Source organism: Collinsella aerofaciens (assembly GCF_020709435.1).
GTDB classification, from domain to species: Bacteria; Actinomycetota; Coriobacteriia; order Coriobacteriales; family Coriobacteriaceae; genus Collinsella; species Collinsella aerofaciens_AU.
Genome location: NZ_JAJFDP010000007.1, coordinates 1 through 14130, shown reverse-complemented (window position 1 = coordinate 14130; position 14130 = coordinate 1). Strand labels below are relative to the sequence as shown.

The window sequence follows — 14130 nt, the reverse complement described above, 5'->3', positions numbered from 1 at the left end:
GCTCGTACGCGAAAGGAAACATCATGGCTAAAGATTCCAGCTTCGACGTCGTGTCCGAGGTCAACATGCAAGAGGTCGATAACGCCTTTCAGCAGACCACGCGCGAGATTTCCCAGCGCTATGACCTTAAGGATTCCGGCGCCACGATCGAGCTTTCGAAGGGCGACAAGCTCTTTACGATCAACGCCCCGGCCGACTTTGTCTCCAAGCAGATTGTCGACGTGCTGAGCTCCAAGCTCATCAAGCGCGGCATCGACCTCAAGGCCGTCTCGTGGGATGCTCCGCAGGCGGCATCGGGCGGCACCGTGCGCGTGCTCGGCCATATCGTCGAGGGTATCGACCAAGCGACCGCCAAGAAGATCAACAAGGACATCAAGGACCAAAAGCTCAAGGTCAAGGTGACCATCGAGGCCGACAAACTGCGTGTTTCCTCTGCTTCGAAGGACGCGTTGCAGTCCGTGATCCAGTTCCTGCGCGACCAGGACTACGGCCAGCCGCTGCAGTTCACCAACTACCGCTAATATCAATCGAAAGGACCGCTCTCCAACATGGATACACCGTTGGGCTCCGTGCTCTACATCACCCTCGGGTGCGCTAAGAACGAGGTTGACACCGACCGCATGCGTTCTCTTTTGACCGCCGCGGGCTACGAGGAGGCATTCGACCCGCAGGATGCCGATATTGCCATCGTCAATACTTGCTCGTTCCTCGCCTCCGCAACGTCCGAGAGCATCGAGACCACGCTCGAACTCGCCAACGAGGTTCAGGACGGCGTTCGTTCTTGCCCCATCGTCATGTGCGGCTGCGTGCCGTCGCGCTATGGCGATGACCTACCTGACGAGCTGCCCGAGGTCGCTGCCTTTGTGAAGGCCGACGAGGAGGACGGCATCGTGGCGGTCATCGATGGCGTGCTGGGTGTCGAGCGCGAGATTGCAGCCTATATCCCGCAGGTCAAACGTACCGTCGAGGGTGCTGTCGCCTACGTCAAGATTTCCGATGGCTGCAACCGCTTCTGCAGCTTCTGCATGATTCCCTACATCCGCGGCCGCTATCATTCGCGCAATGCCGAGAGCATCATCTCCGAGGTGCGCGACCTGGTTGCCGGCGGTGTGCGCGAGATCGTGCTGATCGGCCAGGACACGGGCATCTGGGGTACCGACTTTGCCGACGAGGACGTCGCCGATGGCTCGCCGCGCAATCTGGCGCAGCTGCTGCGTGCCGTCGCCGAGGCCGTGCGCCCGCACAACGTCTGGGTCCGCGTGCTCTATCTGCAGCCCGAGGGCATGACTGACGAACTCATCGAGACGATTCGCGATACGCCCGAGGTGCTGCCCTATATCGATATCCCCGTGCAGCACTGCGACGCGCGCATTCTCAAGGCCATGCGCCGTTCTGGTTCGCGCCAGGAGCTCGAGGACCTGTTCCGCGATCTGCGTGAGCGTATCCCCGGCATCGTGATCCGTTCCACGGCCATGGTCGGCTTCCCGACCGAGACCGACGACGAGTTCCGCGACCTTATCGACTTTATGGACACCGTCGGCTTTGACTACACGAGCGTCTTTGCCTACTCGCAGGAGGAGGGCAGCCTGGCCGCTAAGATGGAGGGTCAGGTCGACGAAGAGGTCAAGCTCGAGCGCGCCCAGGAGGCCATGGACCTGGCCGAGTCGCTCGGTTTTGCCGCCACTGCCGCACATGTGGGCGAGCGCGCCCAGGTGATCGTCGACGGTATCGAAGAGACCGAGGATGGCGCCGAGCTGATCGGCCATGCCTGGTTCCAGGCGCCCGATTCCGATGGCGCGGTGCATCTGGACGCCAGCGAGGCGTCCGTGGGCGATATTCTGACCGTCGAGTTTACCGATAGCTTCTGCTATGAGCTTATCGGTCATGTTGTGGAGTAGGAGAGCGTCGTGGCTAACGAGAGCAATAAGGAACTGACGAGTGTCTGGACGCCCGCCAACATCGTAACGTGCGTTCGCATCGTCTTTATCCCGGTGTTCATGATCGTGTCGGCGCTTTCTCACACGAGTGTTGCCGGTACGGATTGGAGCACCTTCGACGGCCCGCTCGCCGCCGCTGCCTTCATTCTGTATGTGATCCTGTCGTGCACCGATAAGGTCGACGGTTATCTGGCGCGTTCGCGCAACGAGATCACCGACTTCGGTAAATTCTTGGACCCCATCGCCGATAAGCTGCTCGTGTTCTCGGCCCTGCTGCTGTTCTTGGATTTTGGCGCGGTGACCGTGTGGTCCGTGTTCATTATCCTGTTCCGCGAGCTGCTGGTGAGCGCCCTTCGCATGGTCGCGAGTGCGGCCGGTGTGGTCGTTGCGGCCGATAAGCTCGGCAAGTACAAGACGGCAACCACGATGGTCTCCATTTGCGGTTACCTGTGCGTTTTTGCTATGGCCGGCTTGCACCTTGGCCCAGTGGCGCTGACGCTCGGCATCTACTCGGTGTCGCGCTTCCTGTACGCCGTTGCCGTTGTCCTGACCGTTATCTCGGGCGCCCAGTACTTCTGGAACTGCCGCAAGATCGTCTTTTCGGTCTAGGTCCTGGTGGGTATGACGGACTCTTTTGAGCAGATTTCCGCACATAACGAGGAGCTGGCGCGTGATATTGTCGAGCGCGCGAGCGCTCGGGGCGTGACGGTTTCGACGGCTGAGTCGCTGACGGCGGGTATGATCGCCTCGACGATTGCCGATATCCCGGGCGCCTCGGCGGTGCTGCGTGGCGGTGCGGTGACCTATTGCGATGAGATTAAGCATCGTGTTCTTGGTGTTGAGCAGGAGACGCTCGACCGCTATACCGCGGTGTCGCATCAGACCGCGCGCGAGATGGCGGTGGGTTCGCTGGAGCTGTACCAGAGCGATATTGCAGTGAGCGCAACGGGTTATGCCGGCCCCGGCGGTGGCGCTGAGGACGATCCGGCGGGCACTTTCTATATTGGCTGGGCGCATCGTTCCGCCGATGGGGGCGTGCCGGTCGTGGACTCTGTGCGCTGCCACTATGAGGGCGACCGTTCGTGTGTTCGTGCCCATGCGGTCGCGGAGGCATTGGGGCGCATTGCCCTTGTGCTCAACTCTATGGAATAGACGTGTTTTAAGGGGCCTCCGAGCCCCTTAATTGTGGAGATAGGGACCTTAGGCTCATTTGGCGTTTGTGCTGGTTGTAGATGTATTTTTGCCTGTCTTGTTCATATTTGGTCATTTGTGGTCAAGCATTTGGTCAGTGTTTGGTCGGCGTTTGGTTGGGTTTTGGAAAGACCGCCTGCATATGATTGGCCTGAACGGTTGACCACGAACAGCCGTTCGTTTATTATCGATGCAGGTTGTTAAGAGGAGGGCTATTCATGGCCAAGAATTCAGGTCCCGTACGTACCGTTCATGCTCGCACGACGGGTAAAGAGCGCGATGAGATGATCGCCACCACCAAGGCCGAGATCGAGAAGAAATTCGGCCAGGGTTCCATCATGAGGTACGGCGACGGTGGCCCCGAGCTCGAGGTCGAGGCCATCCCTACGGGCGCTCTGGCACTCGATGTCGCTCTGGGTATCGGCGGTGTGCCGCGCGGCCGAATCGTCGAGATCTACGGTCCCGAGTCCTCCGGTAAGACGACGCTTTCGCTCGAGATCCTGGCCGAGGCCCAGGCAATGGGTGGCGTTGTGGCATTTATCGATGCCGAGCACGCGCTCGATCCCACGTATGCCGCGCGCATCGGCGTGGATATCGACGAGGTGCTCATTTCCCAGCCCGATACGGGTGAGCAGGCGCTTGAGATCGTTGACATGCTTGTGCGTTCCGGAGCCATCGATGCCATCGTTGTCGACTCCGTCGCCGCGCTGACCCCGCGTGCCGAGATCGAGGGAGAAATCGGCGACACTACGGTCGGTCTTCAGGCTCGCCTGATGAGCCAGGCGCTCCGCAAGCTCGCCGGCTCGCTGTCCAAGTCCAACACGACGTGCATCTTCATTAACCAGCTGCGTGAGAAGATCGGCGTCATGTTCGGCAATCCCGAGACCACGACGGGCGGCCGCGCCCTTAAGTTCTTCTCTTCGGTGCGTATCGACATTCGCCGCATCGACAGCATTAAGCTTAAGGACGAGGTTATCGGTAACCGCGTGCGCGCCAAGGTCGTTAAGAACAAGGTGGCAGCTCCGTTCCGTTCTGCTGAGTTCGACATCATGTATGGTACGGGCATCTCTAAGGAGGGCTCGATCTTGGACATGGCTGTCGAGTGCGGCATCTGCAAGAAGATGGGCTCCTGGTTTGCCTATGGCGAGGACAAGCTCGGCAACGGTCGCGAGGCCGCCAAGGCGTTCCTGCGCGAACACCCCGATTGCGCTGACGAGATTGAGCATAAGGTCCGCCTTGCCTGCGGGCTTGAGTTTGATGACGATGCTCCGTCCGAGGTCGAGCTGACCGATCAGCCTGCGCCTGAGGAGTTTGACGAGCTTTACGCCATCGATGGTTCCGCCATGCTCGATGATGACGACGAGTAGCGGTTACGCTCATGTCGTATACGGTGACCGAGGCTACGGTCGTCTTTCCCGATAAGAAGGCGGCTTCCTCGTTCTCGAGCGGGTATGCGTCCAAAAAGCCTTGCGCGCATATCGATTGTGAGCTTGAGGGCGGTTTTGAACGGTCCATTTGGATTCCCGTGCGGGTTGCGCGGCTGTATCTCAAAAACCGCCCCGATTTTCCCTGTGATTGGGATAACTTTCGTGAGGCTGTGCAGCTCATCGAGCGTAAATGTGCACTTACCGTGGTGACCGAGATGTTATCACGCCGTGACCATGCGACGGGTGAGGTCCGTGACAAGCTGGCTTGCTACGGCTTCCGCCAGCCCGCGATCGATTTCGCCGTCGAGCGCGCCACCGAGTATCACTTTTTAGACGAGAACCGCTTTTGCTCGTACTTTATCGAGGAACGCAAGCGGCGCGGTTGGGGTCAGCGCAAAATCGAGACCGAACTTAAGCGCCGTCATGTCGTGCTCGATGACATTCCCGGTTATCCCGAGGATTATTTTGCCGTCGAAGACGATTTGGCGCGTGCGTCAGCCCTGCTCGCCAAGCGGCGTGTTCCAGAGACGTGCGGATTCGAAAAACTGGTTCGGTTTTTGATGGGCAAGGGCTTCTCGTATCACATCGCCGCCGATGCCGTTAAGGCACGTCTCGATGCCGAATGCGAGGGATGTGCGCTTTAGGCGTATGCGTTTTGTGGCCCCGCCGTTCACCGCGTTTTAGCCGCCGTACTGGGGCCATTTATTTGACAGTTGTTGTGGTTCAACGTACGATAAACACTGTCATTTGCTTTGTGATATGTGCTCATCTGTGATGAGTTTGTTTATATGTTTATCTGTATCCGACCCGCATAAGCTGCGCCCATATTACTCAAATGTCGCGAGCCGTTCATAAGGACGGTTCGCTTTGTTGTGTAACGAATCCATAAAAAGGAGTGAGCATGCCTATCATTGCAGCGCTCGTTGGCATCGTTTTGGGTGCCATCGCCGCCATTGCCTACATGCGCACCGCCAAGCAGGGTAGTCTTCACGAGGCCGACGAAAAGATCCAGTCGGCACACGCACAGGCTGAGTCCCTGATCGGTGATGCAAAGCGTCAGGCCGAGACCCTCAAAAAAGAGGCTCTGCTCGAGGCTAAAGAGGAGATCATCAAGAACAAGCAGGCCGCCGAGGCCGAGGACAAGCAGCGTAAGAGCGAGATTCGTACGCTCGAGAACCGCGTGATGCAGCGCGAGGAATCCCTCGATCGCCGCAACGACGCTCTCGACAAGCGCGAGCATCAGCTGTCCAGTCAGGCCGGTCAGGTCGAGAAGCGCTCCCGTGAGCTCGAGGAACTCTGCGCAAAGCAGACCTCCGAGCTCGAGCGTATCGCCGACCTTACCCGTGAGGATGCCCACAAGGAGCTCCTCGATAAGGTTCGCGGCGAGGTCACCCACGAGGCCGCCACGATTATTCGCGAGTCCGAGCAGCAGGTTCGCGCCGAGTGCCACAAGACCGCCCAGGAGATTCTTTCCCTGGCGATTCAGCGCTGCGCTGCCGACCACACTGCCGAGGTCACCGTTACCTCCGTGCACATTCCCTCTGATGACCTCAAGGGCCGTATCATCGGTCGCGAGGGTCGCAACATCCGGACCTTCGAGCAGGTTTCCGGCGTCAACCTCGTGATCGACGACACGCCCGAGACCGTCGTTCTTTCGAGCTTCGATCCGGTCCGTCGTGAGACCGCCCGTGTCGCCCTCGAGAACCTCATCGCCGACGGCCGCATTCACCCCGCCCGCATCGAGGAGATGTATCACAAGGCTGCCGACCTGGTTCAGCAGCGCGTGCGCGAGGCTGGCGAGCAAGCTGCATTCGATACCGGCATTCACGACCTGCACCCCGAGATCGTCAAGACCCTTGGTGCCCTGCGCTACCGTACCTCGTTTGGTCAGAACGTGCTTCAGCACTCCCTCGAAGTCTCTGACCTGTGCGGCGTGATGGCTTCCGAGCTTGGCCTGGACGTTGTGACCGCCAAGCGCGCCGGCCTGCTGCACGACCTGGGCAAGGCAATCGACCATGACGTCGAGGGGCCGCATGCCGTCATCGGCGCTGAGCTTGCCCGCCGTTATGGCGAGAAGCCCGTTATCGTCCACGCTATCGAGGCTCACCATGCCGATGTCGACCCCAACACGGTGCTCGATGTCCTGGTGCAGGCCGCCGATGCTGTCTCTGCCTCTCGCCCCGGTGCCCGTCGCGAGTCTGCCGAGAACTACATCAAGCGTCTTGAGAAGCTCGAGGAGATCGCCAACTCTCATGACGGCGTCGAGCGTACCTATGCCATGCAGGCCGGTCGCGAGGTCCACGTCATGGTTCAGCCGGACAAGATCTCCGATGCCCAGTCCACGGTTCTGGCTCACGATATCGCCCATCAGATCGAGGAAGAGATGGAGTATCCTGGTCAGGTGCGCGTCGTCGTGATTCGCGAGAGCCGCGCTGTCGATATCGCTAAATAATATGAGCGACGCGAACGAGCTCATCTCATTTATCGCGTCGATGTCGGGGGAGGGCAACCTTCGCGTCGAGGAGAACCTTGGCGAGGGGTATGTCCGCCTCCGCGTTTCGGAGGCCGAGCGGCGCCAGGCAAAGCACGACATTCAGCATGTCGAGGATATCGTCATCGAAATGCTCCGTAATGCTCGCGATGCCGGCGCCGACAAGGTCTATCTCGCCACGACCAAGGAAGATGGCGTCCGCACGCTTGTCTTTCTGGATAACGGCTCGGGTGTTCCGCAGGATATGCAAGAGCGAATCTTCGATGCTCGCGTTACCTCAAAGCTCGAGAGCATGAAGATGGACCGTTGGGGCGTTCACGGTCGTGGCATGGCATTGTTTTCGATCAAGCAGAACACCGACGAGGCCCGCGTGGTCACGTCTGGTGTCGATCTTGGCTCAGCCTTTAAGGTGAGCGTTGCGGCCGACCGCCTCAGCGAGCGTGCCGATCAGTCCAGCTGGCCCCAGGCCGTCAAGGATGAGGACGGACGTTATGTCTGTGCTCGCGGTCCGCATAATATTATTCGCGCTGCCTGTGAGTTTGCGCTCGAGGAGTTGCGTGGTTGCGATGTCTATCTTGGTTCTCCGTCTGAGATTGCCGCGACCCTTTATGCTCAGGCGTCAAGTCGGCTCGATACGTCGCGTCTCCTGTTCATTGATGACGAGAGCGAGCTTCCGGTTGTCGACCGTTTAGGCCTTGCCTCTGATGCCGAGGACTTTATCCGTATCTGTTCGGGTTTGGGTCTTGAGATGTCCGAGCGCACGGCCCATCGCATTTTGGCAGGGCAGATTAAGCCCGTTCGCGGTGTGACCGCGCGTCTGCTGCGCGAGCGTGATTCGTCCTCGCATGCGCCGGCTCCTATCGATCTCGCGAAGGATCGTCGCGGGCTACGTATTGCCAAGGATGACATGGCACAGTTTTCGCGTGCTGTGGAGCGCGACTTTAATGACCTTGCCGCCCGGTACTATCTCAACCTTTGCGGCGACCCAAAGATTCGTGTTTCGCGTGATCGAATCACTGTGACCTTCGATCTTGCCAAAGAGGAATAGTGCCTTTACCGAGTCCACTCGGTACGATACAGTTATTGCAGTTAAAACGTACTTTTAAACGCAGGAGTTTCTTCATGGATTGCCTGAAGGTATCAAGCAAATCATCGCCCGCGTCCGTTGCCGGCGCCATCGCCGGCATGGTCAAGGATGGTGTACCCGTCAACATCCAGTGTGTCGGTGCCGGTGCTGTCAACCAGGCCATTAAGGCTGTTGCTATCGCGCGCGGTTTTTTGATTCCAACCGGTTTTGATATTTCCTGCGCGCCTGTGTTCTCCGACATCCTCATTAACGGGGAGTCGCGCACGGCCATCCGCCTTTCTATCTACGTTCACCAGATCAATCGAGCTGCTATGGATAACGTCGTCATGGATGACGTTAAGCCTGTGGCATAGCTTCTGCTTGCCACGTTTCGCTCCCCATCGTTAGGACTTATGCACATGGACCAGCGTTCCGTACGCGATATTCTTGCCGGTAAAACCTATTTTATCCGCACATTTGGCTGCCAGATGAATCAGCACGACTCCGAGCGTGTGAGTGGCCTGCTTGATTCGTATGGCTGCCTCATGGCGCTCGATCCCGAGCATGCCGATATCGTTGTGTTCATGACGTGCTGTGTGCGCGAGGCTGCCGATACGCGCCTGTACGGTCAGTGCAATTCCTGCAAAAGCCTGCCGCCTTCGCCTTCGGGCAAGCGCGTGGTTGCCGTTGGTGGTTGCATCGCACAGCGCGATGGCGAGGGTCTGCTCACCAACGTCGATAACGTCAATGTCATCTTTGGCACGCATTCCATCGCACATGTGGCCGAGCTCATTGCCGAGGCGTTCCTTGATGGCAAGCGTCATATCCGCACCAATGAGCATGAGGATACGGATGCTATGAGCATGCCGTGGCATCGCGAGACCCAGTATCACGCCTGGGTGCCCATCATGACGGGCTGCAATAATTTCTGCACCTATTGCATTGTGCCGTACGTGCGCGGTCGCGAAAAGAGCCGCCCCTTCGAGGAAATTGTCGACGAAGTGACCGGTTTGGTGCGCCAGGGCGTGCGTGAGATTACACTGCTGGGCCAAAACGTTAACTCATATGGTCGCGATCTGTTTGGCAAGCCGCGTTTTGCCGATCTGCTACGTGCCGTGGGCGATACGGGTGTGGAGCGCATCTTCTTCACGTCTTCGCATCCCAAGGATCTGTTGCCCGAGACCATCGACGCCATGGCCGAGACGCCTGCCGTTATGCCGCAGCTGCACTTGGCCGTCCAGTCAGGTTCGACACGGATCCTCAAAGAGATGAATCGCCGTTATACACGCGAGGACTATCTGGGCCTGGTCGATCGCATTCGCAACCACATGCCCGATATCGCGCTCTCGACCGACATTATCGTTGGCTTCCCGGGCGAGACTGAAGAAGACTTTGAGCAGACGCTCTCACTTGCCGAGACGGTCCGTTATGCTCAGGCCTATACCTTCATCTATTCCAAGCGCGCCGGTACCCCTGCCGCCGAGATTGACGATCCTACGCCGCATGAGGTTATTCTCGAGCGTTTCAACCGCCTGGTTAAGGTTATCGAGACTACGGCACACGAGTATAACCAGGGTGAGCTTCATACTGTGGTGCCGGCGCTCATTGAGGGAACGAGTAAAAAGAACGACGCGGTCCTGCTGGGCAAGAGTCCCAAGAATCAGACCGTGCATGCGCCTATCCCCGAGGGTTACAGCATCGATCAGCTTGTTGGCAAGATCGTTGATGTTGACGTTGACGTTGCCAAGACCTGGTATTTGTCCGGCTCCGTTGTGGGCGAGCCGCGCTAATGGTTTCTCCCAGGGCAGGACTTTCCGCCGTTGCGATCGTCGGTCCGACGGCGGTTGGTAAGAGTGATGTTGCCGACCGTTTGGCAGCTCGTCTTTCGTCCGAAGTGCTGTCGTGCGATGCGATGCAAATCTATCGCGGCATGGACATCGGTACCGCAAAGATGGCGCCCGATGAGTGTACGGCGCCGCTGCGTCTCGTCGACATTGTAGAGCCGGGTGTGGCGTACTCTGCGGCGCTTTATCAGGCTGACGCTCGCGCGCATGTTGAACGTCTCCTTGGTTCGGGTTGCCTGCCTGTTTTTTGCGGAGGTACGGGGCTGTATCTCAAGGCTGCCCTTGATGAGATGGACTTTCCCTCGGGTGAACTTGAGGACGATCGCCGTGCGGGCTATCAGGAGCTTGCCGAGCGCATAGGCGAGGAAGCGCTGCACGCGCTGCTTGCCGAGCGTGACCCCGAGTCCGCTGCGGTCATCCACCCCCATAATGTTCGTCGCGTGATTCGCGCGCTCGAAATGCACGATGATGGCGTCTCCTATGCGCAGCAAAAGTCGCAGTTTAGTGTTCCGCGCGAGCATTATCACGCTCTGTGGTTTGGTCTGACGCGTAATCGCGAGGTGCTCTACGAGCGCATTAACCTGCGCGTCGATCTTATGTTTGAGCAGGGTCTTGTTGATGAGGTTCGCGGTCTTATGGACCAGGGGCTGGGAGATGCCCTGACTTCGATGCAGGCAATTGGCTATAAAGAGATCATCGATGCTTTCAATGGCGTGATTTCTATGGATGAGGCTCGCGAACTCATCAAGATGCGTTCGCGTCGCTATGCCAAACGTCAGCTTTCGTGGTTTAAACGCGATGATCGCATCGTGTGGTTTGATATGGATGAATTTACGATCGATGAGGTCGTTGAGGATATCCTGCATCGTATTGAGGCTGTCTAATGGCCCGTTTTCCCCTTGTTCCCACGGCACCCGAGCCCGAGCGTGCCATTTTGGTTGGTGTTGAATGGCGCGACAATGCATGGCCGCTCGATCGCTCGCTCGATGAGCTGGAGCGTCTTGCCCACACGGCTGGTGCCCAGTGCGTGGCGCGTTTGTCACAGCGTTTGGTAAAGCCATATCCTAAATCGTTTATCGGTTCCGGTAAGGTTGAAGAGTTGTGCGGCCTGGTGCATCGCATGGATGCCGATGTCGTTATTTTTGACGATGACCTTACGCCTTCGCAACAATCTTATTTGGAGAAGGCCGTGGGCGAGCCGGTAAAAATTATCGATCGTACAGCACTGATCCTGGATATCTTTGGCCTGCATGCTCAGACGCGTGAGGGACGCCTGCAGGTACAGCTGGCACAGCTTCAATATCTGTTACCTCGCCTGCGCGGCATGTGGAGCCATCTTGCCAAGGAGCAGACGCGCGGTGGCATCGGCTCACGCTTTGGACAGGGTGAAAGTCAGCTCGAGGTCGACCGTCGCTTGATTCGCAACAAGATTGCCGCGCTTCGTCGTGAGCTTAAGCAGGTTGAACAGCGTCGCGATGTCCAGTCCAAGAGCCGCATTGAGTCACCGGCGTTTCGCGTCGCGTTAGCCGGTTATACCAATGCCGGTAAATCGACGTTGCTCAATCGCCTGACCGGCTCTACGGTACTTTCGCAGGACAAGCTGTTTGCTACGCTCGACCCGACGACGCGTTCGTATCGCCTGCCCGGCGGTCGCGGCATGACGATTACCGATACCGTCGGCTTTATTCAAAAGCTACCGCATGGTTTGGTCGATGCCTTTAGATCGACGCTGTCCGAGGTGTTGGGTGCCGATTTAATTCTCAAAGTCGTAGATGCGTCTGACGAGGACTATGAACGGCAGCTGGAGGCTGTTGACCGCGTGCTTGATGAGATCGGCGCCGGAGAGCGTTTAACGCTTACCGTATTCAATAAAATCGATCTTCTCGATAGCGTTGATCGATTGAGCTTCCGTCGTCGCTATCCAGAGGCCGTGCTGTTCTCGGCCCAGACGGGCGAGGGACTCGACGATCTCGTCGACCGTATTGCTCGTGAGGCGGCTGCTACCGATGTGTTGCTTTCTGCTGATATCCCGTATCGCGAGGGCGCCCTCATCACGCTGGTGCATGAGCAGGGAACCCTTTTGCACGAGGAATATCTTGAGGACGGCGTTCGTATTGTGGCGAAGCTGCCGGCCCGTATCGCGCCGCGGCTCGAGCGTTATCGCACCGAGTAGACGAGCTCCAAAATGCCCAGAATGATGGGCTGATGCAGCAGATAAAAGGGGAGTGCATGACGTCCAAGGCTGGCGAGCGCCGGGATGGGATTCGCGTAGGCCCAGCTAGGGACGGTCTTATCGATTCCCTTCGCTATGTGTGCGGCGAAGTATCCTGCAAGATACATAAAGATAAACGGGATGATGGGGTAGTAATCACCTGAGATAAATCCAGGGCTCGGAAATCCTAGCCACGCCAGGTATGGGACAGGGTAGGTCGTTTTGGGGATGCTCCAGGTGAGGGCGAACAACACAAGGCATAGGGACACGCCCCATCTCGCCGAAATCTTCTTAAGGACGGGATTGGTCAACGCTACGATGCCGGTACATGCGGCCATACAGTAGATGATGCCAAAATTAACCGAATCGTCGACTGAGACAAGTGTTGTTGCCAACCAGACGACGAGTGCTGCTAAGGCGTATTTGGCGGCACGTTTGATATTGTTGCGCGAAAGAGTGCACATCCAACCCGCGATAAACAAGAATACCCAGCTGATGCTGGCGCGCCAGATGTCTTGAAAGACGGTCTGGGTAAACCAGGGCATATCCCAACCGTACAGGTAGGCGAGATCGTAGCAAGCGTGAAAACCTGCCATTGAAATCATCGTAAACCCGCGGACGGTATCAAAGATAGTGATGCGTTTTTGCATTACGAGAACCGGCGCATCAAGCCGACGACTTTGCCCAAGATAACGGGATTCGTTGCATAGATAGGCTCCATGGTGTCATTCTCGGGCTGCAGGCGTACGCGTCCCTGCTCCTTGTAGAACGTCTTGACGGTCGCTGAACCATCAATCATGGCCACGACAATTTCGCCGTTCATGGCACTCTTTTGTTCACGGACGATGATGTAATCGCCATTGAAGATGCCGACATTGATCATTGAGCTCCCATGCACCTCAAGGATAAAGGAACCCTGATCAGTGGCGATTTCGGTCGGGATAGTAAAAGTGTCTTCGATATTCTGCTCGGCCAGAATGGGAATCCCAGCCGCGACGCGACCAACGAGCGGTAGCGAGACCGTTCCGCGAGGTGCGGTGGGCTCGTCAGATTTAGAAATTGAGACAGAGGAACCGTCCTCGTTAAAGAGTTCCAGGGCGCGCGGTTTGGTGGCATCGCGCTTGAGTAGCCCGCGCGCCTCCAGAGCAGATAGATGGGCGTGCACGGTGCTGGGGGAGGAAAGGCCCACGGCAGAAGCCATCTCGCGCACGCTGGGCGGATAACCCTTCTCCTGCTGATATTCCTTGATGAAGTCGTAAATTTGCTGCTGACGCTTGGTAATTTTGCGAGCCATCAGGGCATCCTCTCTACCCGTGTCAAACAAATGTTCGAATTTTGCTTGACAGGAACAACTGTTCGAAGATAATAATAACCGAACATTCGTTCTCGCGCCAGATATTTTTGTCCGCGCGGCTTGATAAAACTGTTCTCAGCAAAACACGCGAGAGGAGAACATGATGAACGCAACGAATATGGTCCAGGGAAACCTCGCCCTTAAGCTCGTGACGCCTGCTGAACCCACTTTTACGGTTGTTCAGGGTGGCCGCTCCGGCTTTCAGCCTTTGACCGTAAAGCCTGCTCGCAATCAGCAGGCTGCAGTTGTGCCGGCCCGCGTTGCCCTGAAGGTTCCGACGATTGTCGCCGTTGCCGTTGCGCTTACGCTCTTCTTTGTCCTCGCTACGTCGGTCTTTAGCGCTCGTCACGCCGCGTATGCCGAGTCCGTTTCCAACGTTACCTACGAGACCATTCGCGTTCAGCCTGGTGATTCTCTTTGGTCGCTTGCCGAGGAATATCCAATCGAAGGCCTTTCCACGCAAGAGACTTCCGACATGATCCGTAACGTCAATCATCTGGAGCATGGTTCGCTCGCCGCCGGTGCGCATCTTAAGGTTCCTGCTCGTTCGTAATGGTTGATTTCCGATCTCAGCCGAACACATTGAGCAAATAGGCCATTCCCGCAGT

At 57.6% G+C, this 14130-nt stretch carries 15 protein-coding genes; 13 read left to right on the top strand and 2 right to left on the bottom strand.

Annotated features, from left to right (window positions below):
• Window positions 1-23: 23 nt before the first annotated feature.
• The 12 genes from LK493_RS05685 (at window position 24) to hflX (ending at window position 12129) form a co-directional block, all read left to right on the top strand.
• On the top strand, window positions 24-521 hold the full coding sequence (locus tag LK493_RS05685) for a YajQ family cyclic di-GMP-binding protein (protein ID WP_161160281.1): 498 nt from the start codon (window positions 24-26) through the stop codon (window positions 519-521).
• Between the two features lie 27 nt (window positions 522-548).
• Window positions 549-1898, top strand: a complete 1350-nt coding sequence (gene rimO / locus LK493_RS05680) for a 30S ribosomal protein S12 methylthiotransferase RimO (RefSeq protein ID WP_022094698.1) — start codon at window positions 549-551, stop codon at window positions 1896-1898.
• Window positions 1899-1997: 99 nt separating this feature from the next.
• Window positions 1998-2546: a CDP-diacylglycerol--glycerol-3-phosphate 3-phosphatidyltransferase gene (gene pgsA / locus LK493_RS05675; protein WP_006235973.1), complete on the top strand. Its 549-nt coding sequence runs from the start codon at window positions 1998-2000 to the stop codon at window positions 2544-2546.
• Window positions 2547-2558: 12 nt separating this feature from the next.
• Window positions 2559-3089 (top strand): CinA family protein, encoded by a 531-nt coding sequence (locus tag LK493_RS05670; protein ID WP_227790413.1) that lies wholly within the window; start codon window positions 2559-2561, stop codon window positions 3087-3089.
• A gap of 257 nt (window positions 3090-3346) precedes the next feature.
• Complete coding sequence (gene recA / locus LK493_RS05665) at window positions 3347-4495, top strand: recombinase RecA (protein WP_321573274.1); 1149 nt, start codon at window positions 3347-3349, stop codon at window positions 4493-4495.
• An 11-nt stretch (window positions 4496-4506) separates the two neighbouring features.
• On the top strand, window positions 4507-5199 hold the full coding sequence (locus LK493_RS05660; protein WP_227790412.1) for a regulatory protein RecX: 693 nt from the start codon (window positions 4507-4509) through the stop codon (window positions 5197-5199).
• Between the two features lie 257 nt (window positions 5200-5456).
• Window positions 5457-7007: a ribonuclease Y gene (rny, locus tag LK493_RS05655; RefSeq protein WP_115596193.1), complete on the top strand. Its 1551-nt coding sequence runs from the start codon at window positions 5457-5459 to the stop codon at window positions 7005-7007.
• Window position 7008: 1 nt separating this feature from the next.
• Window positions 7009-8094: an ATP-binding protein gene (locus LK493_RS05650; RefSeq protein WP_227790411.1), complete on the top strand. Its 1086-nt coding sequence runs from the start codon at window positions 7009-7011 to the stop codon at window positions 8092-8094.
• 74 nt (window positions 8095-8168) lie between these two features.
• Window positions 8169-8486, top strand: a complete 318-nt coding sequence (locus tag LK493_RS05645; protein WP_006235982.1) for a stage V sporulation protein S — start codon at window positions 8169-8171, stop codon at window positions 8484-8486.
• Between the two features lie 45 nt (window positions 8487-8531).
• Window positions 8532-9902, top strand: coding sequence for a tRNA (N6-isopentenyl adenosine(37)-C2)-methylthiotransferase MiaB (gene miaB, locus LK493_RS05640; RefSeq protein WP_227790410.1), 1371 nt, complete (start codon window positions 8532-8534; stop codon window positions 9900-9902).
• On the top strand, window positions 9902-10840 hold the full coding sequence (gene miaA / locus LK493_RS05635) for a tRNA (adenosine(37)-N6)-dimethylallyltransferase MiaA (protein WP_227790409.1): 939 nt from the start codon (window positions 9902-9904) through the stop codon (window positions 10838-10840). The genes miaB and miaA overlap by 1 nt, the downstream gene beginning before the upstream one ends.
• The gene (gene hflX, locus LK493_RS05630; RefSeq protein ID WP_227790408.1) at window positions 10840-12129 is read left to right on the top strand and encodes a GTPase HflX; all 1290 of its coding nucleotides are present in this window, start codon (window positions 10840-10842) and stop codon (window positions 12127-12129) included. Before miaA ends, hflX begins: the two co-directional genes overlap by 1 nt.
• Here the strand turns inward: hflX and LK493_RS05625 are convergent.
• Together LK493_RS05625 and lexA are read right to left on the bottom strand one after the other, a co-directional pair.
• On the bottom strand, window positions 12114-12818 hold the full coding sequence (locus LK493_RS05625) for a heparan-alpha-glucosaminide N-acetyltransferase (RefSeq protein ID WP_227790407.1): 705 nt from the start codon (window positions 12816-12818) through the stop codon (window positions 12114-12116). The two genes, hflX and LK493_RS05625, sit on opposite strands and share 16 nt — an antisense overlap.
• Window positions 12818-13462: a transcriptional repressor LexA gene (gene lexA, locus LK493_RS05620; RefSeq protein ID WP_040359862.1), complete on the bottom strand. Its 645-nt coding sequence runs from the start codon at window positions 13460-13462 to the stop codon at window positions 12818-12820. Before lexA ends, LK493_RS05625 begins: the two co-directional genes overlap by 1 nt.
• Before the next feature lie 163 nt (window positions 13463-13625).
• Between lexA and LK493_RS05615 the strand changes: the two genes are divergently transcribed.
• Entirely contained in the window at window positions 13626-14075 is a 450-nt protein-coding gene (locus LK493_RS05615; protein ID WP_227790406.1) for a LysM peptidoglycan-binding domain-containing protein, read from the top strand.
• Window positions 14076-14130 lie beyond the last annotated feature (55 nt).

Excerpts from the sequence above, each read along its gene's own strand:
- LK493_RS05625 (WP_227790407.1), bottom strand. The coding sequence starts at position 12,818 with ATGCAAAAACGCATCACTATCTTTGATACCGTCCGCGGGTTTACGATG.
- rimO (WP_022094698.1), top strand. The coding sequence starts at position 549 with ATGGATACACCGTTGGGCTCCGTGCTCTACATCACCCTCGGGTGCGCT.
- LK493_RS05645 (WP_006235982.1), top strand. The coding sequence starts at position 8,169 with ATGGATTGCCTGAAGGTATCAAGCAAATCATCGCCCGCGTCCGTTGCC.
- hflX (WP_227790408.1), top strand. The coding sequence starts at position 10,840 with ATGGCCCGTTTTCCCCTTGTTCCCACGGCACCCGAGCCCGAGCGTGCC.
- LK493_RS05615 (WP_227790406.1), top strand. The coding sequence starts at position 13,626 with ATGAACGCAACGAATATGGTCCAGGGAAACCTCGCCCTTAAGCTCGTG.
- miaB (WP_227790410.1), top strand. The coding sequence starts at position 8,532 with ATGGACCAGCGTTCCGTACGCGATATTCTTGCCGGTAAAACCTATTTT.
- rny (WP_115596193.1), top strand. The coding sequence starts at position 5,457 with ATGCCTATCATTGCAGCGCTCGTTGGCATCGTTTTGGGTGCCATCGCC.
- miaA (WP_227790409.1), top strand. The coding sequence starts at position 9,902 with ATGGTTTCTCCCAGGGCAGGACTTTCCGCCGTTGCGATCGTCGGTCCG.
- LK493_RS05660 (WP_227790412.1), top strand. The coding sequence starts at position 4,507 with ATGTCGTATACGGTGACCGAGGCTACGGTCGTCTTTCCCGATAAGAAG.
- lexA (WP_040359862.1), bottom strand. The coding sequence starts at position 13,462 with ATGGCTCGCAAAATTACCAAGCGTCAGCAGCAAATTTACGACTTCATC.
- pgsA (WP_006235973.1), top strand. The coding sequence starts at position 1,998 with ATGATCGTGTCGGCGCTTTCTCACACGAGTGTTGCCGGTACGGATTGG.
- LK493_RS05685 (WP_161160281.1), top strand. The coding sequence starts at position 24 with ATGGCTAAAGATTCCAGCTTCGACGTCGTGTCCGAGGTCAACATGCAA.
- recA (WP_321573274.1), top strand. The coding sequence starts at position 3,347 with ATGGCCAAGAATTCAGGTCCCGTACGTACCGTTCATGCTCGCACGACG.
- LK493_RS05670 (WP_227790413.1), top strand. The coding sequence starts at position 2,559 with ATGACGGACTCTTTTGAGCAGATTTCCGCACATAACGAGGAGCTGGCG.
- LK493_RS05650 (WP_227790411.1), top strand. The coding sequence starts at position 7,009 with ATGAGCGACGCGAACGAGCTCATCTCATTTATCGCGTCGATGTCGGGG.